Genomic DNA, 26,832 nt, shown 5'->3' with positions numbered 1-26,832 from the left:
AATAGAATCGCGAAGGGAGAAAGTTCGAATGTCTGAGAATCATTTATTGTCGAAGAACAGCGCTCCGCATAGTGATGTTGAAGAGATCAAAATCCGAAGCAATTATCTGCGGGGAAGTCTGACAGAAACATTAAAAGATCCTATCACCGGATCCATTCCGGAGGACGATAACCGATTGATGAAGCATCATGGCAGCTATATGCAGGATGACCGGGATCTGCGGAACGAGCGTCAAAAGCAAAAGCTGGAGCCTGCCTACCAGTTTATGCTCAGAGTCCGGGCATCTGGAGGCGTGGTCACACCGGAACAGTGGCTCATGATGGACCGTATTGCCCACAAGTATGCGAATGGAACCATCCGCCTCACGACACGCCAATCTTTTCAGCTGCATGGGGTTTTAAAATGGAATCTGAAGAATACGATCCGGGAAGTGAACGAAGCGCTGCTGACGACTCTAGCCGCCTGCGGCGACGTGAACCGCAACGTCATGTGCAATCCGAACCCGCATCAATCGGAGATTCATTCCGAAGTGTATGACTGGGCTTGCCATGTCAGTAACCATCTGGATCCGAGGACGAATGCATATCATGAAATTTGGCTGGATGGAGAAAAGGTTGTTTCCAGTCTTGATGAGGGCGAAGAGCAGGAACCGATTTACGGACGTGTGTATCTGCCTCGCAAATTCAAAATCGGTATAGCTGTCCCTCCGTCTAATGATGTTGATGTTTTTTCGCAGGATCTTGGTTTTATCGCGGTTGTTGAAAGCGGTAGGCTGGCAGGGTTTAACGTGACTGTCGGCGGTGGGATGGGCATGACCCATGGTGATCCGAAAACCTATCCTCAGGTCTCCAAAGTCATTGGGTTCTGCCTACCTGAGCAGATGATAGATGTGGCCGAAAAGATCGTGACGATTCAGCGTGATTATGGAGACCGTGCCGTCCGCAAGCATGCCCGGTTTAAATACACGATCGATGACCGCGGAATCGGCTGGTTCACGGATGAACTCACCTCGCGCCTCGGCTTTAAGCTGGAAGAGGCTAGACCGTTCCATTTTGAGGATAACGGAGACCGGTATGGCTGGGTGAAGGGCAGCAACGGCAAATGGCATTTTACCTTGTTCATTCAAAACGGACGCGTGAAAGACGAAGAAGGCTATGACCTGATGACAGGGCTACGCGAAATCGCAAAAGTACACACGGGGGATTTTCGGTTGACGCCTAACCAAAACCTGATTATCGCTAACATCGGCGCACAGGAGAAGGAAAAGATCGAGTTCTTGATTGATCAATATCATTTGACTGACGGGGCGCATTATTCTTCGCTAAGACGCAATTCGATGGCCTGCGTGGCCCTCCCGACCTGTGGTCTCGCCATGGCTGAATCTGAACGGTATTTGCCTTCGCTGCTGGATAAAATCGAACCGATGTTGGAAGAAGCGGGGCTAAAGGAAGAAGATATCGTCATCCGCATGACTGGCTGTCCGAACGGATGCGCGCGTCCGATGCTGGCCGAGCTTGCTTTTATCGGGAAGGCTCCGGGTAAGTACAATATGTATTTAGGCGGAGGATTTGCTGGTCAGCGCTTGAATAAGCTTTATAAGGAAAACATCGGCGAGTTGGAAATTCTGGATACGCTCCGGCCGATCATTGCTCGTTACGGAGTGGAGCGGGAGATAGGAGAGCATTTCGGCGATTTTGTCATCCGGGCCGGCTATGTACAGGAGGTTCGTGACGGACAGGAATTCCACGCTTAATAAAAAAAGAACTCATGAGGAAATAGCCCTGATCCCAGGGCTATTTTTATTTTCTGAACCCTAAAAAACAACCTTCCTCAGCCTTCGTTATGGTATCCTGAATGCAGGACATCAACATGATCAGACAAAGGGGACCCCTGAAGGGGCCCCTTTTGCATACATTGATTCGAATGGTTTCTTATTCTGTATAGGGAGCGTGAGGGGAATATGGAGGCAATCCGCAAGCCGGTTCGCAGATCCAAATGGAGGCTGCTGCTCGGAACAGCGTACTACAGGAGTAGAAGATACCTAGAGTGGTTCTTCGGTTCAGTGCGATTTGCGAAAAAGAAGGGGAAGGAGCTATTGCCGCACCGGATCTCTCAGCACCAGACTCCTATGCTCAGGCAGCTGAAGGATGTGGACATGTGGCTGCAGCACAACAAAATCACCAACTTGAAGATTGCCATGGAGCGCCTGCAAGGGGTGACGATCATGCCGGGAGAAACCTTTTCGTACTGGAGATTGATCGGTAAACCGAACCGCAGGAAAGGGTATGTCGAAGGAATGGTGCTCTTTTACGGCGGCTTCAAGCCTGGGGTCGGGGGAGGACTATGCCAGCTGTCCAATCTGATCTACTGGATTACGCTGCATACACCGCTCGAGGTAACTGAAAGACACCGCCACAGCTATGACGTATTTCCGGATGCGAACCGAACGCAGCCTTTTGGCAGCGGGGCGACATGTGCCTACAATTATCTCGATCTAAGGATTAGAAATAACACGACAGAGCCTTATCAGCTGGTGCTTGGCATAGAAAACGGGCATTTGACCGGTGAATGGAGAACAACAAAGCCGGCGCTGCACCACTATGAAATTTATGAAAAAGAACATCGTATTTCCCAACACTATTGGGGAGGATATGAGCGCTACAACAGCATTTTTCGCAAAGTTTTTAATCAGGACGGCGAACTAGTCTCAGACGAATTCATCACCGAAAACCGGGCGCTAATGATGTATCAGCCATTTCTCGAATCCGGTACATAATGATTGCAATCTATAGTGGGAAGGGATTGAACACAGTGAGCTTATACGGAAATGATCTGTTTAAAGGAACCGCTGCCTATTACACCAAATATCGGCCGCTTTACCCTGCATCTTTGATCCGCTTTATCGTAGACCATTTCGAGCTGGATGGTAGTGGACGCATGATCGATCTGGGCTGTGGTACCGGACAGTTGGCTATGCGTTTTAGCGATTGGTTTGAGCAAATAATCGGTATCGATCCTGAGCCGGAAATGCTTGCGGAAGCCAGGCGGCTAACGGAAATGAACCGAATCACCAATTTGAGCTGGGTCCAAGGCAGCGCGGAGGAGAAAGCGGCAGAACCGGGTTCGTACCGGCTGGTAACGATCGCCAAAGCCTTCCACTGGATGGACCGGGAGAGTATACTTGCAACATTATATCCTCGATTAGATGAGGGCGGCGGAATTGCCATTATTGATCAACATAATGAACGAAACGAAACTCAAGTCTGGCAGCAGCGGGTGGATGAGATTTTAAAAGCTTGGCTTGGTCCGGAGAGAAGGGCGGGACAAGGTACGTATTCGCCACCAAAGGAGAAATACGAAGATACGCTCGGGAAATTTCCTTTTCGTGAGATTGAGAAGCATGCCCTGCCGGATTATGAGCATACCTGGACGGTAGAATCGATCATTGGCAATATATATTCCTCATCTTTTGGCGCAAGGCATTTTTTTGGGGATCGGATCGGGGCATTCGAAGAGGAAGTGCGCTTAAGCTTGCTTGAGATGAATCCTGAAGGCGTGTTTACGGAGGGGATTCCGGTTAATGTGATAACGGCTTTAAAATAAGAAATCAATTGCGAACGGCTGATTATGAGCAAGCAAGGAAACTGCTGTACTCAATTAGAAGTTATTCATCAATGGTTTGTTTACCACTGCCTTCCGAGTATAATAGAAGAAAAGGAAAAAGGAGGCGAGTCGTATGAATACGGTACCGGATAAGATGGATGAGAATACGGAACAGAACGCGGACACCTGCTCTGGTGACCATTCGGAACGGAAAAGCCATCATTCAGATAAGGTCAAAAACAGTCTGATCAGCCGTTTGAACCGCATTGAAGGCCAGGTGCGCGGAATTAAGGGACTGATTGAGAAGGATACGTATTGTGATGATGTGCTGAACCAGATTGCCTCCGTACAATCCGCATTGAACGGTGTGGGGAAACTGCTGCTGGAGCATCATATGAAAAGCTGCGTGGTCCAGCGGATCCAGGAAGGCGATCAGGAAGTGTTGACTGAGCTCATGACCACGATGAACAAATTGATCAAATAAAGTGAAAAGTCGCCCGGAGGCGGCTTTTTTTTATCATCCATTCATTCCTCAATTGAAAAATGACATCCTCCGTCATTGAAATTCCTCCTGTAAACAGTAACCACCCCAAAATATAAAACCTATTATACATAGAATACGATTTGAGTTGACGATTATTAGGTTCCGACGTAAGCTCTTCCTCCGATAATAACCATCACATCGTTTTTTTGAATAGGGTACAGGAGTATTGTAAAAATGTATTGACTCTATATAGGGATGGGGGGTATACTAAAAATCAAGAAAGGTGATGGAATTGATTGTAAAGCAGTAATTCACAAGCTGCATGAATAGCATTTTCAAGGAGTGAATGATGGTGGAAGAAGCCGCAACGAATAACCAAAAGCAAACAACAATGCAAATTACCGGTATGACCTGCGCCGCATGCGCGAACCGGATTGAAAAAGGACTCAGCAGGCTTCCGGGTGTCACGAATGCCTCTGTCAACTTCGCTATGGAAACAGCGACCGTGGAATATGCACCGGCAGAAATTTCGGTAACGGATATGCAGGATAAGGTGAAGCAGCTCGGTTATAAAGCCATTACGGCTGAGGAAAGAGATGATTCCCAAAACAGCCGGGATGATGGAATCCGCAAACAAAAACGCAAGCTGCTTATTTCGGTGCTTCTCTCCATCCCTCTGCTGTGGGCGATGGTCGCGCACTTTTCCTTCACGTCATGGATTTATCTGCCCGATCTGTTCATGAATCCATGGTTCCAGCTGATTCTGGCAACACCGGTGCAGTTCTATATCGGTAAGCCATTTTATGTCGGAGCCTACAAAGCCCTTCGCAACGGCAGTGCGAATATGGATGTTCTTGTATCGCTTGGGACGTCAGCTGCATACTTTTACAGCTTATACCTCACGATCGATTGGTACGCTATGGGCGGCGACATGCAACATAGTCCTTCGATGTACTACGAAACCAGTGCGATCCTAATCACTCTGGTCATCATGGGCAAACTGTTCGAATCACTTGCCAAAGGCCGTACATCGGAAGCGATCAAATCGTTGATGGGACTTCAGGCAAAAACAGCCCGGATCATCCGCGGGGGCGAGGAGATTACGGTACCGGTTGAGGAAGTTATTGCAGGAGATATCGTGATGATTCGTCCGGGTGAAAAGGTGCCCGTGGATGGCGAAGTGCTTGAAGGGGAATCCTCTGTCGATGAATCGATGCTGACGGGCGAGAGCCTGCCTGTAGAGAAAAAATCCGGTGACACGGTCATCGGGGCAACTTTGAACAAAAACGGTGTTCTGCGTATCAAAGCAACCAAGGTCGGCAAAGAGACAGCGCTTGCCCAGATCATTAAAGTCGTGGAAGAAGCGCAGGGCTCCAAGGCGCCGATTCAGCGGGTAGCCGATGTAATCTCCGGCATTTTCGTTCCGATTGTCGTGGGCATCGCTGTCGTAGCATTTCTAGTGTGGTATTTCTTTGTCACACCCGGAGATTTCGCCGGAGCTTTGGAGAAAGCCATTGCCATTCTGGTCATTGCGTGTCCATGCGCGCTCGGTCTGGCAACACCAACCTCGATCATGGCCGGTTCCGGCCGTGCTGCAGAGCTGGGCATTTTGTTCAAGGGGGGCGAGCACCTGGAGCAAACGCATAAGATCGATGCGATCATCCTAGATAAGACAGGTACGGTTACTAAAGGTAAGCCGGAATTAACCGATGTGATCACGGACGACGACACCGAAGAGTTCTTAAGATTGGTGGGAGCTGCTGAGAAAAATTCCGAGCATCCCCTTGCCGAGGCCATTGTGGCAGGTATTCTGGAACGAAACATCAGTCTGCCGGATACGCAAGCATTCACCGCTATTCCAGGATACGGTATACACGCCGTCGTGGAAGGCAAGGAACTGCTGGTAGGAACAAGAAGATTAATGGAAAAGTACGGCGTGGAAGCAGCCCATGCATATGAAGTGATGGCACGCCTTGAAGAAGCAGGGAAAACAGCCATGCTGGCTGCCATCGATAAAGAGTACGCGGGTATGGTAGCTGTTGCGGACACCATTAAAGAGACTTCCAAGGAAGCGGTTAGCCGTCTGAAAAACATGGGCATTCAGGTCATCATGATCACCGGGGACAATGAACGTACTGCAAAAGCCATTGCAGATCAAGTCGGCATTGAGTATGTGCGTGCCGAAGTTCTTCCGGAAGGAAAGGCAGATGAAGTGAAAAAGCTTCAAACCCAAGGCAAAAAAGTAGCTATGGTAGGTGACGGCATCAATGATGCGCCTGCCCTTGCAACCGCGGATATCGGAATGGCTATCGGTACAGGAACGGACGTTGCGATGGAAGCCGCGGATGTTACACTGATGCGCGGAGATCTGTCGAGTATCCCTGACGCCATCTATCTCAGCCGTAAAACCATGGGCAATATCAAACAGAATCTGTTTTGGGCTCTGGGATACAACACACTTGGAATTCCAATTGCCGCACTCGGACTTCTGGCGCCGTGGATTGCGGGTGCCGCCATGGCTCTCAGCTCGGTCTCGGTTGTGCTGAACGCACTGCGCCTGCAGCGGGTAAAGGTACCCCGTTAAGTCACGTCATTCGCAGCAAAGGATATCAGGTTACTCCTTAATATGGCGCTAAGATATAACATACTGGATATATGAGCAGCCGTTCGCTAGCAAGTAAAGGCGGGCGGCTGTTTTATCGTTCTAAATGATAGAATCCACGTGCATGTCCCGTTCATGATAGAATAAAGAAAACATATATTCAGGAAAGTGGTGGAAGCATGGGATTTACTGAGCAGGAGATCAGCAGTATTCGGGAACAGTCACATCAGATGGAGCAAAAGGGCGTAATTACACCCGAATCCCTGCAATACATATATGATAAGAAGCTGTTTCATTTATTCGTGGCGGATGATCTGGAGGGGAATATGACTCCTCTGCCGGAGGCAATCCGCATTTTTCAGGAATGCTCACGCATCGATGGCAGCTTTGGTTGGCTGGTTACCATTGGTGCAGGGGGTGGATACTTCGTGCCTTTCATGACGAAAGAGATCGGACGCAAGGTATTTGCACATTCGGAAGCGGTCATTGCCGGAAGCGGAGCTACGACAGGTACAGCTCTCCGGGTAGACGGCGGTTATATCGTGAATGGCCGATGGAAATATTGCAGCGGATCGACACATGCTACAACATTTACAGCCAATGCGATCTTGGAGAAGGAGAATGGTCAGGGTTCAGGAGAAGCTCCTGAGATCGTTACGCTGATCATGACCCCCGAGCAGGTACATATCGATAAAGATTGGAATACTTTCGGGCTCAAAGCGACAGCCAGTCATAGTATGGTCGTGACCGGGGCCTTTGTTCCGGATGAAATGACCTTTTCATTTTCAGAATATCGCTCTCACCAGGAGGAATTGCTGTACAAATACCCGTTCCTGGCATTTGCGCAGACTTCCTTTGCCGGAGTAGCTATGGGGCTAGCGGATCATTTCCTAGAAGCAGCTGAAGAATGGATGAATGCGCGAGGCAATGAAAAAGTACTAGCTGAGATAATAGAACAGACACAGGAGTTTGCCCGTCAGAAGGACGCATTTTATATGGTACTGGACAAGTCCTGGGAAGAACTAAGCCAAAAAGGAAGCCTGTCCCCTGAAATGGAGCAGCGGATCTCTAGCGAATGTATTACGGCAGCCAAAGACTCCTTGAGCTGCGGACTTAAGCTGTTCCCGATGCTGGGGCTATCTGCCTGCATGGAAGATACGGCAGTAAACCGAACCTGGAGAGATTTGCAGACGGCGTGCCAACATGCGCTCCTGCGTGGATAAGAAGACGGCAACAAGCCGTTTTCTTTTTTTTCTTCCATGCAGGAGTTTGATGTCGGATACGCGAAAAGATTGTGAGCTAGTCAGATTAAGGAGGGTACAAAATACAAAATGGTTCAATCCACGTTTCACAAATATGCGATTGGCATTGATTACGGCACGCAATCGGGCCGGGCGGTACTGGTGGATCTGTCGAACGGGAATGAAATCGCCGATCATGTCACTCCATATCCCCATCATGTGATAGATGAACGGCTGCCGGGCTCCGGCGTGAAGCTTCCTCTAGATTGGGCGCTTCAGCACCCGGACGATTATTTGGAAGTTTTGCGGCGCTCTATTCCTGCTGTATTGAAGGAAGCCGGCGTAGCTCATGATGATGTGATCGGCATCGGAATTGATTTCACGGCATGCACGATGTTGCCAATAGATTCCCATGGTACACCGCTGTGCCTTTTGGATGAATGGAAGCATCATCCTCATAGTTGGGTCAAACTGTGGAAGCATCACGCAGCACAGCCGGAAGCCGACCAGCTTAACCGGATCGCGGCAGAACGGGGCGAAGCTTTCCTACCTCGATACGGAGGTAAAACCTCATCGGAGTGGATGCTCGCCAAGGTGCTGCAGATTCTGGATGAAGCCCCGGAAATATATGAAGCGGCAGACATGTTCCTGGAAGCGGCAGATTGGACCGTATTCAAGCTGACAGGCCGTATCACCCGCAACAGCTGTACGGCTGGCTACAAAGCTTTATGGCACAAGCAAGATGGATATCCGAGCCAAGAGTACTTGAAAGCATTGGATCCAAGGCTTGAGCACCTGGCTACCACGAAGCTGCGGGGTGAAGTCATGCCGCTCGGATCAAGCGCCGGTGGACTTACAGAAGAAATGGCGGCGCTTACCGGATTGAAAGCAGGGACGGCTGTTGCCGTAGGCGTTATAGACGCGCATGCCGCTGTTCCGGCCATGGGTGTGGTTACTCCCGGAAAGCTTGTCATGGCGATGGGAACTTCATTATGTCACATGCTGCTTCATGAGGAGGAGAAGCTCGTCGAAGGCATTTGCGGTGTTGTGGAAGATGGCATCATCCCGGGTTATTTCGGTTATGAAGCCGGCCAGAATGCGGTAGGCGATATTTTCGAGTGGTATATCGATGAGGCTGTACCTGCTTATGTGAAGGAGCATGCTTATCGTGAAGGCTTGGATATTCATCAATGGCTTGAGCGTGAAGCGGCAGCATATAACCCGGGAGAGACGGGGCTATTAGCTTTGGATTGGCATAATGGAAGCCGTTCAGTCCTGATGGATACGGATTTAACCGGAATGATCATCGGAATTACACTGTCTACCAGACCTCAGGAAATTTACCGGGCGTTGCTCGAGTCGACGGCTTTTGGCACCCGCAAGGTAGTGGATACGTTTGTTAAGAACGGAATCGCTGTTGATAAGCTTTACGCATGCGGAGGACTGCCGCAAAAGAACCGTCTCCTGATGCAGATCTATGCCGATGTTACTGGGCGGGAAATTGTCGTGGCAGACTCCAAGCATACTACGGCTCTCGGCGCAGCGATGTTTGCGGCAGCAGCAGCCGGCAAAGCGGCAGGCGGATACAGTAGTATCGTCGAAGCTGCTAAACAAATGGCCAAGATAAAGCAAGAAACCTTCATGCCGATACCTGAACATGTTCGTATATACGAGCAATTATATCAGGAATATTGCGAGCTTCATGATTATTTCGGCCGTGGCGTGAATGATGTCATGAAGCGGATAAAGTCCATGAAAAAATGATGATCATCTGCTGCCTTCTTTCGATTTGCAAGATATCCATTTATTCTTTTACAAAATATGCCTTCACTCTTAACGCATAAATAATACTTCGTCTTTATGATGGAGGAATAAGGATGTCATTTTGTAGATCGAAGGGAGAGGTATATGATGAAATTGGCTTTGCTGGGAGACTTGCATTATCATGAGATCGACCGGTCCATACCGGGTTTGGAGGAGGCTCGGACTGCATTTTATCATCATGTGCTCGAGCAGTTTCTGAATCTCGATGCGGATTTGTATATTTCACTCGGAGATCTCACCAACTATGGACTGACATCGGAACTTCAGGAAGTATATGCGTTATTGAAGCGTCAGGACAAGCGATTCATTCACGTCCTCGGTAATCATGACCTTTACGGCCAGACCAGAAGCGAGGTCCTTCGGATTACAGGACAGCAACGATATCATGTTCTTGATACGGAAGAAGCGATGCTGGTTTTTCTGGATACTGCGAAGGAAATGGATTTTGAGGATTGGGGAGGCTGGCTTGATTTTGAACAGCTGGAGTGGCTGGAAAGCAGAGTCATTTCGTCCAATGAAAAACCGCTTCTCGTATTTGGACATCATCCTATATACCGTACTACCAAGGGTTCGGTGAGAGAGAAAGGCTCGATTCACCCAAACATTGATATGTGGAGTATCCTGAACCAAAACAAAGGGATTGGAATTTATTTTAATGGTCACACCCATATGGATTCGATTGTACAGCAGCAGGATTGGTCATTTGTACAAATGTCAGCCTGCCTGGATCAGCCGGGTTTTCGGTTGGTTGACATCGGAAATGAAGCCATCCGGATTACGGCAGTAGACGTCACGAGCCCAGTGGTTATGGATCATGCGCCGGTTCTCCACAAGCATATGAAGCACTTTTCCCCGACACCAGATGCCCGCGGGGGCGAAGAAGATCGCGAGCTGGTTGTGGAGTTAATAAGCGCTGCACAGTTGTGATATTAAAAGGAAAGAAACTGATTGATTTTCTACATACAAACAAAGCTGATGCCAGGATCATTGGACTGACCCCTGTTTGTGAGACAGGGATCAAAACACCTTTCAAGTCTAAGCAGCCAGTCGTCGGAAATGAACCGGCGACTGGTTATTTAGTTTCGTGAGGATTCGTAAGTTGCGAAGCCTCTTTTTAATGAATTCCTATTCAACTCCTACAGTACAGAGATAGCTAAAAAAGGCTCCTATTCTCACATAAGAGCCTCAATTAATTTACTTAATTTTTAGTTGTTATGGATGCTATTTTCTTTACGTTATCCCATTCAACAGTAGCGCCAGTGGATTCAGCAACAACACGTGTATTAACATAAAACTTATTTTCTGTTTCATCTAAAAAAGGAGCTTGGGTTAAAGGGATATCCTTATTGTTAATAATCGCCTTTAATATTCCATTTGTCATTTTTATTTCAAGATCATTCTTTGAAGCTGTGACTGTTTTAGTTTTTTGATCCCAATTAACCGACATACCTAAAGCCTCAAAAAAACTACGGAACGGTATCATTGTATTCCCGTTAATAATGGTAGCTTTGTCATCTAATGCTTTACCATCTAATACCACTGTTCCCGTAACGCGTTTTTGTTCAGCATGAGCCAATGAGAGAGGAACTAAACTTGTTGCAAACAATGTAAATATCACAGTTATACGCAGAATTAAAATGCTTTTTTTCATTTTCTCCGACTCCGTTCGGTGATTGTGTTTAATATATTATTAGACGTATTTAATCGGAGAAATGTTGCTTAAGGCAGAGTGTACTTATTTGAATCTTCATCAATTGCCCGCGGGAGCGAAGAGGATCGCGAGCTGGTTATGGAGTTAATAAGCGCTGCACAGTTGTGATATTAAAAGGAAAGAAACTGATTGATTTTCTACATACAAAAAAAGCTGATGCCATGATTATTTGGCGTCAGCTTTTTTTAAGGTAAGCAGTAAAGGGGATATATGGAAATGATCTTGCAAAGGGAAAATAACACTTTCAGAAAAAATACATGACGCGACTGACATATGAGAGTATAATTCACACCATGTTTATGTAGTTACAAGGAGTGAAGACAGAAATGATTCAGCAAAATAAAACCGTTCTTCTTTTAGCTTTTTTGATTTTGGTCTGGGGGATTAATTGGCCCTTGTCTAAAGTTGCGCTGCAATATACACCGCCGATTCTTTTTGCCGGCCTTCGCGCCTTTATCGGCGGCTTGCTGCTTGTCCTCGTGGCTTTGCCCAAATACAAGAAATTGCAGTTCCGGAAAAACTGGCCGGTGTATCTTTTGTCCGCTTTGCTCAGCATCGTGCTCTATTACGGCGTACAGACGATCGGGCTTCAATATACGCCTGCGGGCTTGTTTTCAGCGATCGTATTTCTGCAGCCGGTACTGCTAGGATTATTCTCATGGATGTGGCTCGGAGAAAGCATGACAAGGCAGAAAATGCTCGGACTGTTAGTCGGTTTTGCCGGTGTGGCTACAATGAGCTTGGGTGGGCTCAGCGGTAACATATCCCCGATCGGCATAATATTGGCAATTATTACCGCCCTAACATGGGCACTCGGTACCGTTTATGTTAAAAAGATTGGGCATAAAGTGGATTCGCTCTGGCTCACCGCTATGCAGATTACGATTGGCGGCATTATTTTGCTGGCTGTAGGTACGGGAATGGAAGACTGGTCGGCCATCGTATGGAACGCATCCTTTATCGCAGACACTGTTTTTATTTCCATTTTCGTTATCGCACTCGGATGGTTTGTATATTTCAAATTAATCCATGAGGGAGAAGCGAGCAAAGTGGGTTCTTATACTTTCCTGATTCCGCTGGTTTCAATTTTTACGAGCGTTATATTCCTGGATGAACATGTGACGCTGAATCTGCTGATCGGTCTGATCCTGATTCTTGCCAGCATCATTCTCGTGAATGTCCGTTTTCGCAAAGCCAGGGAAAATAACGTGGCCTAAAACGATTACCAACTCATTATAAGCGCGGTTCTCTTATGAAAGAGAGCTGCGTTTTTTGTTTAGACGAAGCGGGTTTGCCCAAACTGGTATTGTGAAGATAGAAAGAATGAAACGGTGCCTGCAGCGGACATGAAAATCTCTCATCGATTTTTCATGTTTTTCTTTTATAATGGGGACGTAGAGCAGTGCAAAGGAGAGTCGGAATATGAAACGAATATTGATTATAGAGGATGAAAAAAGTCTGGCCCGATTTATTCAATTAGAACTCGAACATGAACAATTTTACGTGAAGGGAGCCTATGAAGGAAACAACGGACTCCAATTGGCTCTTGCGGAAGAGTGGGATTTGATACTACTGGATATCATGCTGCCGGGACTGAACGGTGTAGAGGTCTGCCGCAGAATCCGAGCCGTGAAGAGTACGCCTGTCATTATGCTTACGGCCAGAGACCAGCTGGAGGATCGGGTATCGGGTCTCGACAGTGGTGCGGATGATTATCTTGCCAAACCGTTTGATATTGAAGAGCTTATGGCCCGTATGCGGGCACTGTTCCGCCGGATTGAGCTGGAGGACCGCGAAAACCATTCCACATTAAACTTCCGCGGGATCACCATCGATCTGGACGCGAGAATCGTGACACGCAGCGGAGAAGTCGTGGAGCTGACTAAGCGAGAATTTGATCTACTAGCTGTACTCATGAAGCATCCGAATATGGTGCAGACGAGGGACATGCTTTTAGATCTGGTATGGGGATATGACTCGCTTGTAGAGACCAATGTGGTTGACGTTTATGTGCGGTATTTGAGAAACAAACTTGATGTGCCCGGAGAAGAAAGTATGATTCAAACGGTCCGGGGAATGGGATATGTGATGAGATGATGATTAAGCGGATAAAAGATTTGCTTCGAAGATTGCCGGTCATTTGGAAGCTCATGCTTGGGGCGGCGCTGCTTATTTTCCTGGTATTTGCCACGTACAATTTTGCCCAGTACCTCGTGTTGAAGAATTGGATGATGAATCAGGAGCAGGATACGCTCCATACGATGATGTCCCAGGTCGAGGTATATGTGAAGGACAATACCAGCTCTGCCGCTGACTTCGAGCTTCCTGAAACGAAATCCTTTATGAGAAATATACTGGGCAAAAATCAGATGATTAGAATTATCGATCAAGATGGTACAGAGCTGCTGACAGACTCCAACCGCTTTAATTCCAACTGGATTGCTCCGGTTCAGGTATCTTCAGCACAGATGCAGGATGTTCGGCTTGACGCAGACGACCATATTCTGGTATACCGGACTCCGTTCACGTCGGGTAATGTGCATGGAACGATTGAAATAGCGAGCAATTTGGAGACCTTTGACCATTTCAATAAAACACTGCTGCTCGTTATGGTAATCGGAGGTATGCTTGCTGTAGGCATCAGCGTTCTCAGTGGCTGGGCGATTGCCAAACAGTTTTTGCGACCGGTCAAGGCTCTTGCAAGCACGATCCAAAATGTCAAAGAAAAGGGGCTGCAGGAACGCGTCGCAAACATCGAAAACGGGGATGAGTTCTCCGAGCTTGCTCGTCTGTTCAATGAGCTGATGGATCAGCTGGAGATTTCATTCCGGCAGCAAAAGCAATTCGTGGATGATGCTTCACATGAGCTTCGCACGCCGATTACCATTCTGGAGGGCCATTTAAACTTATTGAACCGCTGGGGCAAAGAGGACCCTGTCGTTCTCGAGGAATCGCTTGACGCATCTCTGCAGGAGGTCCGCCGTCTGAAAAGGCTTGTACAGGAGCTGCTCACTCTGACAAGAACCGAATCCCAAACAATGTCGGAACATGTGAATTATATTCACATTGAGCCGTATCTGACTGAAACGGTAAAAAGGATGGAAACCTTGCATCCGGAATTCACTTTTAATATAAATGTGGAAAAAAGCAACTATGCTGTGAAGCTGAACCCGCTGCATCTGGAACAAATCATGCTTATTTTGATTGAAAATGCCGTGAAATATTCGGACAAAGATAAACAGGTGGAGATAACCTCCCATGTGAAAAACGGGCAGTTGTCTATATCCGTTCAGGATCATGGAATCGGTGTACCATCGGAAGAGCTTCAATATGTATTTGACCGTTTCTACCGAGTGGACAAGGCACGCAATCGTGAGATTGGTGGGACAGGACTGGGGTTATCGATTGCCAGAAATATTGTTCTGCATTATAACGGAGAAATCAATATGACGAGTGTGGAGGATGAAGGTACTCGGGTTACGCTTACGTTTCCGGCCGCTGTTAAGGCATAGACGAAAAGTTTTAAGGAGCTTCTCATCGTTTTTTCATTTTTCTGCTGTAAGGTGATAACAGCCGGAAGTAATCCGGTTCGACAAGAATCTGCAGAAGGAGAATGAAAATGAGTATTGGTCAATTGGACTATCAGTTATTTCAATCCATCAATGAGTGGGCGAGCTCCGCTTCCTTTTTAAACCCGGTAATGATATTTTTGGCTAAAGATGCGTTTTACCTGTTTTTTATCGGACTATTGGTTTATTGGTTTACAAGAAGTGATAAGAACAGAAGAATGGTTGTGGAATCCGCCATCGCCACTTGTGTAGGACTAGGGATCAGCTTTATTCTGGGACATCTGTTTTACCGTGACAGACCCTTTGTTGCACATACGGTGCATCAGCTGATTGATCATGCGGTGAATGCATCCTTCCCAAGTGATCATGCGATCGGCGCCTTTGCAATAGCAACTTCAATTGCCCTTTTCCGGAAAAAGGATGGTATTGTGTGGCTGATCCTAGCGGGTCTAATTGCTTTCTCCCGGGTATGGACAGGCGTGCATTATCCAGGGGATATTGTGGCCGGTGCTTTGATCGGGGTAATGGTTTCCTCGGTTGTGCACCAGGTGTTATTGCAATCCAAAACCCTGTCCGGCTGGGTGAATGCATGTATAAGCTTTTACGAAAAATGGGAAGTCAAAATCTGGCCTCTGCAATCGAAAAAAACACAGCAAGCGACTCCACAAGAAAAGTAAATGGAATGTTACGAAAATGCAGCAAGAGGCATGAAGAAGGGAGATCATCCGGTTGAATGATCATCTGCAAGATATGGACGTGTTTCTGCAAACGATGCATAAGCTGGAAGATCGAATCACTGCGCTGATTCGTAATTCTAATCTATCGGAGAGACAACAGCAATTTATTTTGAACCACATCCTGGTCATCCCTGGCAAAGATCCTTTCATCGACGGAAAGGAGTGCTAAGCTATTCTGAAGGCAGAGCCCTAAAGCTCTGCCTTCTTTTATTTACACGAACAAACGTTCCTGATATAATAAGTGAAACAGATTTCTCAAATTTTGGATTTTAATTTTGAATTGATAATGAGGATGGGGGATGGGGATGAATAATACGGCTTTTCTTGTCATTGACGTACAGGTCGGCATGTTTCCGGAGTCGGATCCGGTATATAACGGGGATGAACTTCTGGAGCGGATCAAAGGTTTAATACATCAAGCAAGGATCCATCAAGTTCCGGTCATCTATGTACAGCATAATGAGGGACCAGGTGAGCCGCTGGAATCCCATACGACTGCCTGGGAGATTCACCCGGCTATTGCTCCGGTCAATGGCGAGGTCATCATTCAGAAATATGTTCCGGATGCTTTTCATGAAACGGATCTACAGGAGGTTCTGGCTCAGAAAGGCATTGGAAGTCTTGTGATCGCAGGCATCCAAACAGATATATGTGTTGAGGCGACATGTAAAAGAGCAAGCGAGCTGGGTTTTGAAGTGATCGTTGTGAAGGATGCCCACAGTACGTGGAGCCAAGGAGCAAGAAGCGCGGAAGAAATCATCGAGGAATATAATGAACAGTTCCAATCGTTTGCTAGCCTGGAGGCAGCATCGAACATTAAGTTCAATTGATAATTGGATTACCGATGAAAACCGGAACAATACAAACGGGATGCTCTATTCGAGACAATCCCGTTTTTTGCTTTATAGAAGGAGCTGCAGGATTGAATATCAAAATCTTGCTTTTCTATTCCTAAAATCCTTCGTTGAGCCCTAAATCGGGATATACTGTCTTTATAGAGGTGATCAACATGCTGGATAGAGATGACCCGGAACTGCTTACAGAGGAGAAGTGGCAGGCGATTGTCAGGAATGATGAATCGCATGACTTCAAGTTTTTCTACGCCGTCACATCAACCGGGATATTCTGCAGGCCATCCTGCAAATCGAAGGTGCCAAACCGTGATAATGTACGGATATTCAGAAATGCGGAACAGGCGATGCGGGAAGAATTCCGGCCGTGCAAGCGCTGCAAGCCAACAGGAGAGCGGCTGCCGGACAGAGAATGGGTCGGGATAATGACCGACTACATGGATAAAAATTTTGCGGAGCCCATTACTTTAACCGATCTGGCAGAGGTTTGCCATGGTAGTCCATATCATTTACATCGGACGTTTAAGAGAATCATGGATATGACTCCTGCGGAGTACTTGCAAAACATTCGAATCGAGAAGGCGCAGGACTATTTGCGGAATACAAGCAAGTCTGCACGAGAGATTGGATCTTTGGTTGGTTTTCAGCATACCTCATACTTCATTACAGTGTTCAAGAGGAGAACAGGATGCACACCAGCCGAATATAGACAGCAAAGAATAGATGGGAGATAGAGATGGAACGGGTGGAGGTGCTCATTTTGAATAACAATAAGAAACATACGATATTCTGGACACTACTTCAGCATGAGGACTGGAAGATGCATATTGCCGCATCTGAACAGGGACTTTGTTATGTCGGATCGGCGAACATGCCGTATGAGGAAATGGAGGAGTGGATACGGAAGCATTTCCGGACATCGTTACTGGAGCAAAATGACGAGCTTATGCGGCCCTATGCCGATGAACTGGCTGGTTATTTAGAAGGAAGACTTGTTGATTTCACCATTTCGTTTGATTTGATGGGGACTCTTTTTCAAAAATCTGTATGGGATGCACTCTGTAAAATACCGTACGGGCAAACATGCTCTTACTCTGAAATTGCTCATCTTATCGGCAAGCCGGCTGCGGTCCGGGCGGTTGGGACAGCCATCGGGGCGAATCCGGTGCTGATCTCGGTCCCCTGCCACCGGGTGATCGGTAAAAATGGAACCCTCACCGGTTACAGAGGTGGTCTGGATATGAAAATCCATCTGCTTGAGCTGGAAAAATCAAATGCTTGAATATAAAATTCCTAAATCAATGTTGAACAAAGGCACAGGCTTTCTGACCGGATATAGTCATTCATTAAACCCGTATTCAGGCTGTTCATTCGGCTGCTCCTATTGTTATGTGCGGCAAATGCCAGTCTCTTTATTCCGTGGTAAACCGTGGGGGACATGGGTTGATGTCAAAAAGGACGCAGCGGATGTGTTCCGCAAAGATCTGCAGCGGGCAAAGCGAAAAGGAAAGGTCACTATCTTCATGTCTTCCAGCACCGATCCATACCAGCCTGCCGAGGCAAAAGAATGCATCACCCGCTCTTTGCTTGAAGTCATGGTGGAGGACCCGCCCGATTTTCTACTCGTACAGACTAGAAGTCCGCTCGTTCATAGGGACATCGATTTGCTGCTCCGGCTTGGGTGTAGGGTAAGGGTCAGTATGACCGTCGAAACCGACCGCGAGGATATCCGCAGGCTTATTACACCGGGAACGCCTCCGATCGAGGCCAGGCTTAGAACGCTTAAACGGCTGAAAGAAGCCGGTGTACCAACCCAAGCCACAATCGCTCCCATACTACCGAGCAGTGAAGATCTTCCACTCAAGCTTCTTCCATTAGTGGATCGTATCTGTATCGATGATTTTTTTATGGGAGATGGCAGCGGGGGCAAACGGACTCGAAGCTTAGGTATTGAGAAGCTGTATCAGGAACACGGTTTAGAAGAGTGGTATCATCCTGAGGCCTACCGGAGAGTGTATGAACGTTTTATCATGCATTACCCGGAAGAGAGCGTCAGGATTAGCCAGAAGGGGTTTGAACCATGATCCAATGATCAGGGATACCGTTAAGGAAGGCGGGCTGATTCATATAATGATCGAAACTTCTTTCTTTAAGTACGGCGATACAGAAATGGATGCCTTGAAAAAAGCTGATGCGGTTCTGGGTGCAGCGATGATGAGGATAGGTAAGGTTGATCGAGCGACGAGCCCTGATTTGTTTTCCGCACTAGTCTATACGATCATCGGTCAGCTCATTTCCGTTAGAGCGGCTGATAAAGCTTGGGCCAGGCTTCAAGAGCAGTCGGGAGCAATCACGCCAATTTCGATCGCTAGTCAATCGCCTGAGCGTATCCAGGCATGTGGAATCACAATGAACAAATCTATATGTATTCATGAGATGGCCTGCCGAATTGTAAATAGAGAGTTTGATTTGGAAGAACTGCCTCTGCTTTCAGATGAGGATGTGATTCAGAAACTGACTTCATGTAAAGGAATCGGACGCTGGACGGCAGAGATGCTGCTCCTGCATTCGCTCCAGCGGCCAGACGTGGTCAGTTGGGGGGATGCCGCCATAAGGCGTGGCATGATGAAGCTGTATGGTCTCAGCAGCCTCGATAAGAAGCAGTTTGACCAGTATCGGCTTCGCTATTCACCTTATGGATCTGTTGCCTCCATTTATCTATGGGAAATATCTATTGAGTAAGGAGTGTATCATGGCTGTAACTATTCGTGAACAACTGTTCGAACTTGCTGATGAGAAGTATCAGAAATTTTCCGCAGCACTAATTCCGAATGTATCCAATGTGCTGGGGGTTAGACTCCCGGAGCTGCGCAAGCTGGCAAAGCACATCGCCAAAGGGGATTGGCGCACGTTTTTGAAAGAAGCGGACAATGATTATTTTGAAGAAATCATGCTGCAAGGCATGGTGATTGGATATGTGAAAGCAGATATCGATGAAAAGCTGCGGTATACAGCTGCTTTTGTCCCGAAAATCGATAACTGGTCGGTATGTGACAGCTTCTGCACAGGTTTGAAATTTGCCAAAACCGAACAGGACAAGATGTGGGAATTTCTTCAGCCCTATTTGCAATCTGGTCAAGAATATGAAATCCGATTTGGTATCGTCATGCTTCTGGGCTACTTTATAGACGAAAAGTATATTGACAGGGTACTACAAGCCTTGGATTCCATTCGGCACGAAGGGTATTATGTAAAGATGGCCGCAGCATGGGCTTTATCCATATGTTATATTAAACTGCCTGAGCCAACATCAGCTTATTTCCGGAACTGCAGTTTAGATGATTTTACATTTAACAAAGCGCTGCAAAAAATAACGGAATCCAATCGCATTGATCTAGATACGAAAAAGCTGATCCGGAGCATGAAGCGGAAGAATGTCTCTCAGGGGTGACCATCCTGCGAAATTCCGGGCAGCATGATCATCAAGTTGGGTTATAATTGAGCAACTTTTTTTATACCAATCCCGTCAAATTTATTAAATGAAAAAAATTACCAATGGGGGCGGGATCATGAAGAAGTTAGCAGGAATTACTGTAATGAGCGTGCTTTTATCTGTGACACTGCTGCAGCCGCAGCATATTTACGCAGCTGATGAATTCAAGGATATGAGCCAAAGCAATTATAAGACGCAAGTCCAAGCACTGAAAGAGAAGGGGTTCTTACATGGAATGAATGATCAAGAGTTCAAACCTCAAGCGGTATTGACCAATGCGCAGGGGATCAAGCTGATCGTGGATTCCATGCAGCTCAGTCTCGCGAGCATTGACTTCAACAAAGCACCTGAAGCAGAAGGACTGTTCAGCAAAATCAGCAATGATGCCTGGTATGCGCAAGCGTTCATTAATGCTCATTATAATGGACTTGATATCCCGGCCGATATCGACCCGCAGCAGCCGATGACCAAGGAGCAGTTTACGCACTATTTGGTTCAGGCGCTTGAGCAAACAGGCCAATATGCGCTGATCAAAATCTTCATTCAGATCCATGATGAGCAGGACATCTCAACCGCGTATCAAGGAACCATTCAACGTTCTCTGATCTATAAGCTGACAACGCTCGACGATCATCAGAATTTCAGTCCGAAACAAGTGATGAAAAGAGATCAGGCGGCGGGAATGGTATTCGAGGCCGTCAAATTTGTTGAAGCCCATAAAGATCAAATCGTTCAGTAATTCAATTTTAATCTCCGTAATTTAGGTTCATTAACCGAGTATAATTATCCAAGCATAACCGTAACAATGCTCATATAATATCTCGAAATCGTTGATAGGAGGTGCTTTGAATGTCTGGAGAAGTTGGTGGAGTTTTCCGTAACACTGCTTTTATTCTGGTACTCTTTATCCTGTTGGTTATCATTCTTGCTTCTGGCTGCTTTGGCATCTATTAATCGGCTTGTAGATGACATCAATCTCTAAAAATTCAAAAGGCTGGTCTTCATTCGTGAAGATCAGCCTTTTTTGCGAACCATAGCTAAAATTTTAATGATGTTGCAAGAAATTTGTATTTCTCATCTATTTCTAAGATAATTGTACTATACTGTTCGCTTAGAATAGATAGAGGAGGATGTAACTTGCGTCAGTATTTCATGCCCTCAAAGCGAATCGGAGCCTTATTGCTCACGCTTCTGCTTGGCGGGTTTATTCTTAATTTCATTATGCAGGCAGCCTCGTTGAATATGGATTTCGACAGTGTATTCAACTGGATTTCGCAATACTATTGGCTGTATATTTCAGGGAGTTTGTTTTTCTTTTTCGTTCTGCTCACCTTTAGCGCCTTGATTCCAAATGTCTATTCGGGAGCGCTGATTGCATTTGTGATATGTATCATTTTGGCGATAGCCAATTATAAGAAGCAGGGCACTACCGGGGAACCGCTTTTCCCTTGGGATTTGAGGCAGATTAAGAACGCACAGGAAATGAGCAAAATCGTGAAAGGAATGATCTCTCCGTATGCGGTGATATTGGCGCTTATTCTGATCGCACTTCTAGTATATCTGATCTTCAAGATGCCAAAGATAAAGATTCAACTACCGCTCCGATTCCTAATGATCGTCCTATCCGTAACCATCATTGTAGGCTTTGTTCAGATGGTTGGGAGCCAAACAGCACTGGCTACCTCCATGAAATATCAGAACATTCCTTGGAATCAGAAGGTTAATTATTCACAGAACGGGTTTGTATATGCCTTTGCAGGTAATCTCAATCAGACGCTGATGGATAAACCGGATGGTTACAACAAAGATGCGATCGAGGCTATTGCCAAGAAATACAGTGCGCTGCCGGATCAAATGTCAGGAAAAGCACCTGCAGAGCAGCCTAATATTATGTTTATGATGGACGAAGCTTTCTTTGATCCGACTCGCATGCCAACCTATACCATGAGTGAGGATCCGTTGAAATTTATCCATCAGGTGCAGAATTCGACTCCGTCCGGATATATGCTGTCGCCAGAGTTTGGCGGGAATACCGCAAATATCGAATTTGAAGCCTTGACCGGCTTATCGATGTACTTTTTGAAAGACGGATCTATTCCTTATCAGCAAAGAATCGTTAAAATGTCGTCTATGCCATCGATCGTTAGCATTCTTAATGAGAGAGGCTACAGTACCAAGGCGCTTCATCCATTTGACGATACGTTTTACAACCGTAACCAAGTCTATCCTATCCTTGGCTTTGAAAAGTTCACCAGTGAAAAGGACTTGAAAGACGCCCAGCGATTCACGCCGAACGGATATATTTCGGATAAGTATGCGGTGCAGGAAGCTGTACGGGAGCTTAAAAATTCCGATAAACCGACATTCCTTCATCTGGTGACCATGCAGAACCATTTTCCGTTCACCAAAGGTCTAAATGGCCCTAATACGATATCCGTAAAAGGAGTAAAACCTGAGTATAAGGATGAACTCGAAACCTATGTCCATGATACGAAGCTGACGGACTATGCACTTGCCTATTTAAGTGAACAGCTGAAGACTATTAAACGGCCGACGATCGTCGCATTTTGGGGAGATCATTTGCCGGCATTGTCGGAAGGTATCTATACTCAGGCAGGCTGGGACAATAATCCAAGATTGAAGCATGAAACCAAGCTGATGTACATGGCGAACTTCGATATTGGCAAACAGTCCGTAGGAACGCTCAGTCCTGCTTATATTGGACCTACCATTTTTCAGCTCAGTGGACAACCTATGCCTCCTTATTACAAAATGCTGGAGAAGATCAAATCGGAGATTCCGGGACTTAACAAAAATGTCTTGATTGGTTCTTCGGGTGAGATTTCAGAGCTGACTCCAGAGCAGACGTCGCTGCTCAATGATTATAAAATGGTGGAATACGATATTCTCGAAGGAGATAATTATTCCAAGGACCTGCTGTTCTAAAAAATGAATCATGTTTAGTAAGCCCGCCATAGTGGCGGGTTTTTTCTTTGTGATAACAAAACGACCACGATCCGGCTGATAACCGGTCCATGGTCGCGCTGTAATAAACTTTAAATCTCTTTGGAATTGTCACGATTTTTAGACTTTTTTCGAAATGCTTTCCATACATAAACAATCAGAAGCACAGCTAGAATCGCGATCACAGCATAGGTAACAGGATGAATTAGCTTTTCGGCTATTGCCCAATTTGCACCGAGCTGGTAGCCTGCATAGGCCAGTCCCAGATTCCAAGGAAGGCACCCGATTGTGGTGTAGATCAGAAATTTATAGAAATTCATACCGGATATACCTGCAGGCAAAGAAATGAAAGTACGGACAAAAGGCAGTACCCTAGAGATCAAAACGGCTCTTTCTCCGTAGTTATGAAACCAGCTCTCTGCTTGTGCCAAATGTTTGCGGTTGATGAGCAAATACTTTCCGTACTTTTCCAGAAGGGTGCGAGCTCCGGTTTTTCCAATCCAGAATACGATGATGGACCCGATGATATTACCTAATGTACCGACAGCAACCAATTCCCATAAGGGGAACTTCCCTTGATGAACGAGAAATCCTCCGGTAAGCATAATGACCTCACTGGGGAGCGGAATACAAGCACTTTCGATAACCATACCAATAAAAATACCGACTAATCCAAGCCCATCAACCAATGATGAGGCTATAGATGAAATAAAATCCATGATTTGATGCAGCATATTCTTCCCTCTTTCGATAGCAATTCCTATAGTCTATCTTCATCATAACGTGTTCCTGCTAAAGTAACATTAGAGAATGATGAGAAAACCTGACTGATAGAGAGAACACGCAGTAGTCTATTCCCTGTTAAAGGTAGAACTGGTATCCCTGAAAGTGATATAGTAAAACTATTCTATGAAAATCAAATCTATCACTAGTTAATAGGAGAACCGAAAAAATGAAGGTACTAGGTAAATTTCTATTATGTTCTGTCATTCTCGCTGGATCTTTGTCTGTTGTTCCGCAGCAAACAACGGAAGCAGCCCCTGGAAAAGTTAGCATTATGCTGGATGGATACCCGCTGCCTTTTCCTGTGCAGCCAACAGTTATCAAGGGGACTACGATGGTTCCATTCCGCGCCATATCTGAAGCATTGGGCATACAGGTGATATGGAATCAGAAGGAGCAGAAGATTACTGCAACCAAACAAAACGGCGGCGCTACGAAACAGGTCGTTTTGAAAATTGGAAGTAAAAATGCTTTGGTAGACGGAAAGGCGACTACATTGTCGATCGCTCCGCAGACGATCCAAAACAGCACGATGATTCCGCTTAGCTTCTTCAGCCAGCAGTTCGGAGCTGCCGTTGCCTGGGATCAGTCGACCCAGACCGTTTCAATTACTTCTCCGAAGAAAGATATGTATACGATGGGCTTCTATGCTCTTTCTTCTTTTGATGAACGGTCATATATCCCATCGTTTGATTCGGTATCGTTCGGCTGGAGCCGGATTGATCCGAATGGTGAATTTACCACACAGGGGAAAGAGTATAAATGGCCGCAGGCAGCCGGTGACGTTACGCCCGAGTCCATTATCCAGGATGCAGATCAGCAGGGCACTACGCCGTATCTGATGGTGTACTCGGTAGATTCCAACCTCGAGCTGACCAAGAATCTGGAAGACACAGCGCTGCAAGAGAAAACCACTTCACAGATCGTGGCGACGGCAACCGAGAAGGGCTTCAAAGGAATCGCGCTGGATCTGGAGGGGCTAGGTCTTACCGGAGACAAAAATAAAGTGAAGTCCGAGTATAATGCATTTATTAAAAATCTATCCGGCAAAGCCCATCAGGCAGGTCTAAAGCTGACTTTGGTCCTTCATCCGCTCAACAGTTCGTACGCCGGTTATGATTACAAAACGTTGTCGAGCCTCGCAGATGATCTGGTGATTATGGCTTACGCGTTTGAGCAGGAGAAGGGTCCAGAGCCACTCGATAAAGTGGATGAAGCTATTCGCTTGGCGCTGAAGGAAACCAGCAAGGATAAGCTCATCCTGGGTATTTCACTAGGCAGCGAAAAGGATACCACCATAAACTCCAAAATTGGTCTGGCGAAAAGGTATGATCTCAAAGGCGTGGCATTCTGGCGTCTTGGCTTGATCGGTCCATCCGCGTGGACACAAATAAACCAATCTATTGAAATGAAATAATAGATAGAAAGAAAGAGCTGCCTCCCCTAAGAGAGACAGCTCTTTTTTGAATTATAGAATGAATAGACGTTTTATTACAGTATTGGTGACAGCAGCCTCGAGACGGACTCTTTCATCCGTATCCATCTTGGACGCTCCAGATACTCTTCCATGGTAAGCTGCTTGGATACTAGAATATCCTCTTCAAATACCTCAGTCAGTTTTTGCGAAATCCGGTCATCATATAAAAAGGCATTGACCTCAAAATTAAGCTTAAAGCTGCGGTAATCGATGTTGGCCGTTCCTACGGAAGCGATTTCCCCGTCAATAACGATCGTTTTCGCATGAATAAAGCCGTTATTGTAGAGATATACCGTAGCACCGGTTTTCAACAATTCACCTATGTATGAGTACGTCGCCCAATAAACGAAGATATGATCCGGTTTATCCGGAATCATAATTTTCACTTCCACACCGGATAGTGCTGCAATCTTTAAGGCATCAAGCAGGCTTGGATCTGGTATGAAATATGGGGTCTGAATATATATCGATTTCTTCGCGGAAGATATCATTTTAATATAACCATTCTTGATATGTTCAAACTGACTGTCCGGACCGCTGGTTACGATCTGCATACCTATTTTACCAGCCGGGCCAACGTTCGGAAACAAACTGGGAGAATAGGTAATCGCGTGGTGATGGGATGCCTGATTCCAGTCCAAAATGAATCGGATCTGCATGGCGTATACGGCGGAACCGGTAATCCGCAGATGTGTATCTCGCCAGTAGCCGAATTTGGAATTGAGACCCAGGTACTCATCGCCTACATTAAAACCGCCGACATATCCAATTTCTCCATCAATAATGACCAGCTTCCTGTGGTTTCGGTAGTTCAGCCGCAGGTTGATCAGACGGAGCTTGGAAGGAAAGAAAGCCTCTGCAAGACCACCCGCTTCGCGGAAGTCCTGGAAAAACCTTTTTGTCAGCTTTTTGGAGCCGAGCTGGTCGTATAATACTCTGACTTTAACGCCTTCTCTTGCTTTTTGCGTAAGAAGATTTATTAATTTTTTGCCGAGGTTATCATTCTGGATAATGTAATACTGGACATGGATGTAAACTTTGGCCGCCTCAATATCCTTGAATAGATTGTCAAACTTCTCCTGGCCGTCCGTGATAATATCTACCGCATTTTCTTCAGTAAAAATAGAGTGGTTGTTGTTCAGATGCATATAGATGAGATCTCGGTTATTGCTGGCTGACGCATTATGAAACTGATAGCTTCCCGATTGTATTTGTCCGATCTGCTCCAAGATGGTCTCTTCAACGCCGATTTTCTTCAAGTCGCCCCAATGAAACAGACGGACTTGCCTGAAGTTCTGAGCAAACAGCAGGTACAGCAAAAATCCGACAATCGGAATAAAGGTAAGCACGAGCAGCCATGCCCAAGTGGCACCGGCGTCCCGCCTTTCTTTAAAAACAACGACTAGAACAAAGATAAAATTCAGAAAGAGAATTAACCCTAGTATGCCTGATGCAATATTCATTGCTACGAAATCCCCCTCTTGCTTTATGTA

General features: G+C 46.3%; 26 protein-coding genes. 23 read left to right on the top strand and 3 right to left on the bottom strand.

The window, feature by feature from the left end:
* Window positions 1-28: 28 nt before the first annotated feature.
* The 8 genes from cysI to MUG84_RS24800 all read left to right on the top strand — a co-directional run bounded on the left by cysI (window position 29) and on the right by MUG84_RS24800 (window position 10,681).
* Window positions 29-1,753, top strand: coding sequence for an assimilatory sulfite reductase (NADPH) hemoprotein subunit (gene cysI / locus MUG84_RS24835; RefSeq protein WP_244730451.1), 1,725 nt, complete (start codon window positions 29-31; stop codon window positions 1,751-1,753).
* Window positions 1,754-1,960: 207 nt separating this feature from the next.
* Window positions 1,961-2,776, top strand: a complete 816-nt coding sequence (locus MUG84_RS24830; RefSeq protein WP_244730443.1) for a VanW family protein — start codon at window positions 1,961-1,963, stop codon at window positions 2,774-2,776.
* A 35-nt stretch (window positions 2,777-2,811) separates the two neighbouring features.
* Window positions 2,812-3,603, top strand: coding sequence for a class I SAM-dependent methyltransferase (locus MUG84_RS24825; RefSeq protein ID WP_244730432.1), 792 nt, complete (start codon window positions 2,812-2,814; stop codon window positions 3,601-3,603).
* Window positions 3,604-3,757: 154 nt separating this feature from the next.
* Window positions 3,758-4,087, top strand: coding sequence for a metal-sensitive transcriptional regulator (locus MUG84_RS24820; protein ID WP_244730604.1), 330 nt, complete (start codon window positions 3,758-3,760; stop codon window positions 4,085-4,087).
* A gap of 346 nt (window positions 4,088-4,433) precedes the next feature.
* Entirely contained in the window at window positions 4,434-6,671 is a 2,238-nt protein-coding gene (locus tag MUG84_RS24815) for a heavy metal translocating P-type ATPase (protein ID WP_244730430.1), read from the top strand.
* Between the two features lie 197 nt (window positions 6,672-6,868).
* Complete coding sequence (locus MUG84_RS24810; RefSeq protein ID WP_244730428.1) at window positions 6,869-7,912, top strand: acyl-CoA dehydrogenase family protein; 1,044 nt, start codon at window positions 6,869-6,871, stop codon at window positions 7,910-7,912.
* Between the two features lie 108 nt (window positions 7,913-8,020).
* Complete coding sequence (locus tag MUG84_RS24805) at window positions 8,021-9,694, top strand: ribulokinase (protein WP_244730426.1); 1,674 nt, start codon at window positions 8,021-8,023, stop codon at window positions 9,692-9,694.
* 144 nt (window positions 9,695-9,838) lie between these two features.
* The gene (locus tag MUG84_RS24800) at window positions 9,839-10,681 is read left to right on the top strand and encodes a metallophosphoesterase family protein (protein ID WP_244730424.1); all 843 of its coding nucleotides are present in this window, start codon (window positions 9,839-9,841) and stop codon (window positions 10,679-10,681) included.
* Between the two features lie 271 nt (window positions 10,682-10,952).
* Here the strand turns inward: MUG84_RS24800 and MUG84_RS24795 are convergent, their stop codons facing one another.
* Window positions 10,953-11,405: a copper amine oxidase N-terminal domain-containing protein gene (locus tag MUG84_RS24795; protein ID WP_244730422.1), complete on the bottom strand. Its 453-nt coding sequence runs from the start codon at window positions 11,403-11,405 to the stop codon at window positions 10,953-10,955.
* A 386-nt stretch (window positions 11,406-11,791) separates the two neighbouring features.
* Between MUG84_RS24795 and MUG84_RS24790 the strand changes: the two genes are divergently transcribed.
* The 14 genes from MUG84_RS24790 (at window position 11,792) to MUG84_RS24725 (ending at window position 23,061) form a co-directional block, all read left to right on the top strand.
* Window positions 11,792-12,682 (top strand): DMT family transporter, encoded by an 891-nt coding sequence (locus tag MUG84_RS24790; RefSeq protein WP_244730420.1) that lies wholly within the window; start codon window positions 11,792-11,794, stop codon window positions 12,680-12,682.
* Window positions 12,683-12,887: 205 nt separating this feature from the next.
* Window positions 12,888-13,562 carry a response regulator transcription factor gene (locus tag MUG84_RS24785; protein WP_244730418.1) on the top strand — a complete coding sequence of 225 codons (675 nt, stop codon included), beginning with the start codon at window positions 12,888-12,890 and terminating at the stop codon, window positions 13,560-13,562.
* On the top strand, window positions 13,559-14,977 hold the full coding sequence (locus tag MUG84_RS24780; RefSeq protein ID WP_244730416.1) for a sensor histidine kinase: 1,419 nt from the start codon (window positions 13,559-13,561) through the stop codon (window positions 14,975-14,977). Before MUG84_RS24785 ends, MUG84_RS24780 begins: the two co-directional genes overlap by 4 nt.
* 107 nt (window positions 14,978-15,084) lie before the next feature.
* Window positions 15,085-15,711 carry an undecaprenyl-diphosphatase gene (locus MUG84_RS24775; protein ID WP_244730414.1) on the top strand — a complete coding sequence of 209 codons (627 nt, stop codon included), beginning with the start codon at window positions 15,085-15,087 and terminating at the stop codon, window positions 15,709-15,711.
* Window positions 15,712-15,763: 52 nt separating this feature from the next.
* On the top strand, window positions 15,764-15,940 hold the full coding sequence (locus tag MUG84_RS24770) for a hypothetical protein (RefSeq protein ID WP_244730412.1): 177 nt from the start codon (window positions 15,764-15,766) through the stop codon (window positions 15,938-15,940).
* A 130-nt stretch (window positions 15,941-16,070) separates the two neighbouring features.
* Window positions 16,071-16,601 carry a cysteine hydrolase family protein gene (locus tag MUG84_RS24765; protein WP_244730410.1) on the top strand — a complete coding sequence of 177 codons (531 nt, stop codon included), beginning with the start codon at window positions 16,071-16,073 and terminating at the stop codon, window positions 16,599-16,601.
* A 179-nt stretch (window positions 16,602-16,780) separates the two neighbouring features.
* The gene (locus MUG84_RS24760; protein ID WP_244730408.1) at window positions 16,781-17,356 is read left to right on the top strand and encodes a bifunctional transcriptional activator/DNA repair enzyme AdaA; all 576 of its coding nucleotides are present in this window, start codon (window positions 16,781-16,783) and stop codon (window positions 17,354-17,356) included.
* Between the two features lie 2 nt (window positions 17,357-17,358).
* Window positions 17,359-17,904 carry a methylated-DNA--[protein]-cysteine S-methyltransferase gene (locus MUG84_RS24755; RefSeq protein WP_244730406.1) on the top strand — a complete coding sequence of 182 codons (546 nt, stop codon included), beginning with the start codon at window positions 17,359-17,361 and terminating at the stop codon, window positions 17,902-17,904.
* Complete coding sequence (locus tag MUG84_RS24750) at window positions 17,897-18,706, top strand: SPL family radical SAM protein (RefSeq protein ID WP_244730404.1); 810 nt, start codon at window positions 17,897-17,899, stop codon at window positions 18,704-18,706. Before MUG84_RS24755 ends, MUG84_RS24750 begins: the two co-directional genes overlap by 8 nt.
* Entirely contained in the window at window positions 18,696-19,364 is a 669-nt protein-coding gene (locus MUG84_RS24745) for a DNA-3-methyladenine glycosylase family protein (protein ID WP_425313276.1), read from the top strand. Before MUG84_RS24750 ends, MUG84_RS24745 begins: the two co-directional genes overlap by 11 nt.
* Window positions 19,365-19,374: 10 nt before the next feature.
* The gene (locus MUG84_RS24740) at window positions 19,375-20,073 is read left to right on the top strand and encodes a DNA alkylation repair protein (RefSeq protein ID WP_244730402.1); all 699 of its coding nucleotides are present in this window, start codon (window positions 19,375-19,377) and stop codon (window positions 20,071-20,073) included.
* A gap of 118 nt (window positions 20,074-20,191) precedes the next feature.
* Window positions 20,192-20,854, top strand: coding sequence for an S-layer homology domain-containing protein (locus MUG84_RS24735; protein ID WP_244730401.1), 663 nt, complete (start codon window positions 20,192-20,194; stop codon window positions 20,852-20,854).
* A gap of 110 nt (window positions 20,855-20,964) precedes the next feature.
* Window positions 20,965-21,069, top strand: a complete 105-nt coding sequence (locus MUG84_RS24730; protein WP_244730399.1) for a dihydroorotate dehydrogenase — start codon at window positions 20,965-20,967, stop codon at window positions 21,067-21,069.
* A gap of 183 nt (window positions 21,070-21,252) precedes the next feature.
* Entirely contained in the window at window positions 21,253-23,061 is a 1,809-nt protein-coding gene (locus tag MUG84_RS24725; RefSeq protein WP_244730397.1) for an LTA synthase family protein, read from the top strand.
* A 110-nt stretch (window positions 23,062-23,171) separates the two neighbouring features.
* On the opposite strand, the gene MUG84_RS24720 is transcribed toward MUG84_RS24725, so the two are convergent.
* The gene (locus MUG84_RS24720; protein ID WP_244730395.1) at window positions 23,172-23,813 is read right to left on the bottom strand and encodes a DedA family protein; all 642 of its coding nucleotides are present in this window, start codon (window positions 23,811-23,813) and stop codon (window positions 23,172-23,174) included.
* A gap of 218 nt (window positions 23,814-24,031) precedes the next feature.
* Here MUG84_RS24720 and MUG84_RS24715 point away from each other — a divergent pair, with 218 nt between their 5' ends.
* A complete protein-coding gene (locus MUG84_RS24715) occupies window positions 24,032-25,279 on the top strand; it encodes a stalk domain-containing protein (protein WP_244730393.1) in 1,248 nt (415 codons plus the stop codon).
* 74 nt (window positions 25,280-25,353) lie between these two features.
* Here the strand turns inward: MUG84_RS24715 and cls are convergent, their stop codons facing one another.
* Window positions 25,354-26,802 (bottom strand): cardiolipin synthase, encoded by a 1,449-nt coding sequence (gene cls / locus MUG84_RS24710; protein ID WP_244730392.1) that lies wholly within the window; start codon window positions 26,800-26,802, stop codon window positions 25,354-25,356.
* Window positions 26,803-26,832 lie beyond the last annotated feature (30 nt).

It is taken from the genome of Paenibacillus mangrovi (genome assembly GCF_022898935.1).
In the GTDB taxonomy this organism is placed as follows: domain Bacteria; phylum Bacillota; class Bacilli; order Paenibacillales; family Paenibacillaceae; genus Paenibacillus_AQ; species Paenibacillus_AQ mangrovi.
This window is presented reverse-complemented; position numbering and strand designations above follow the sequence as displayed.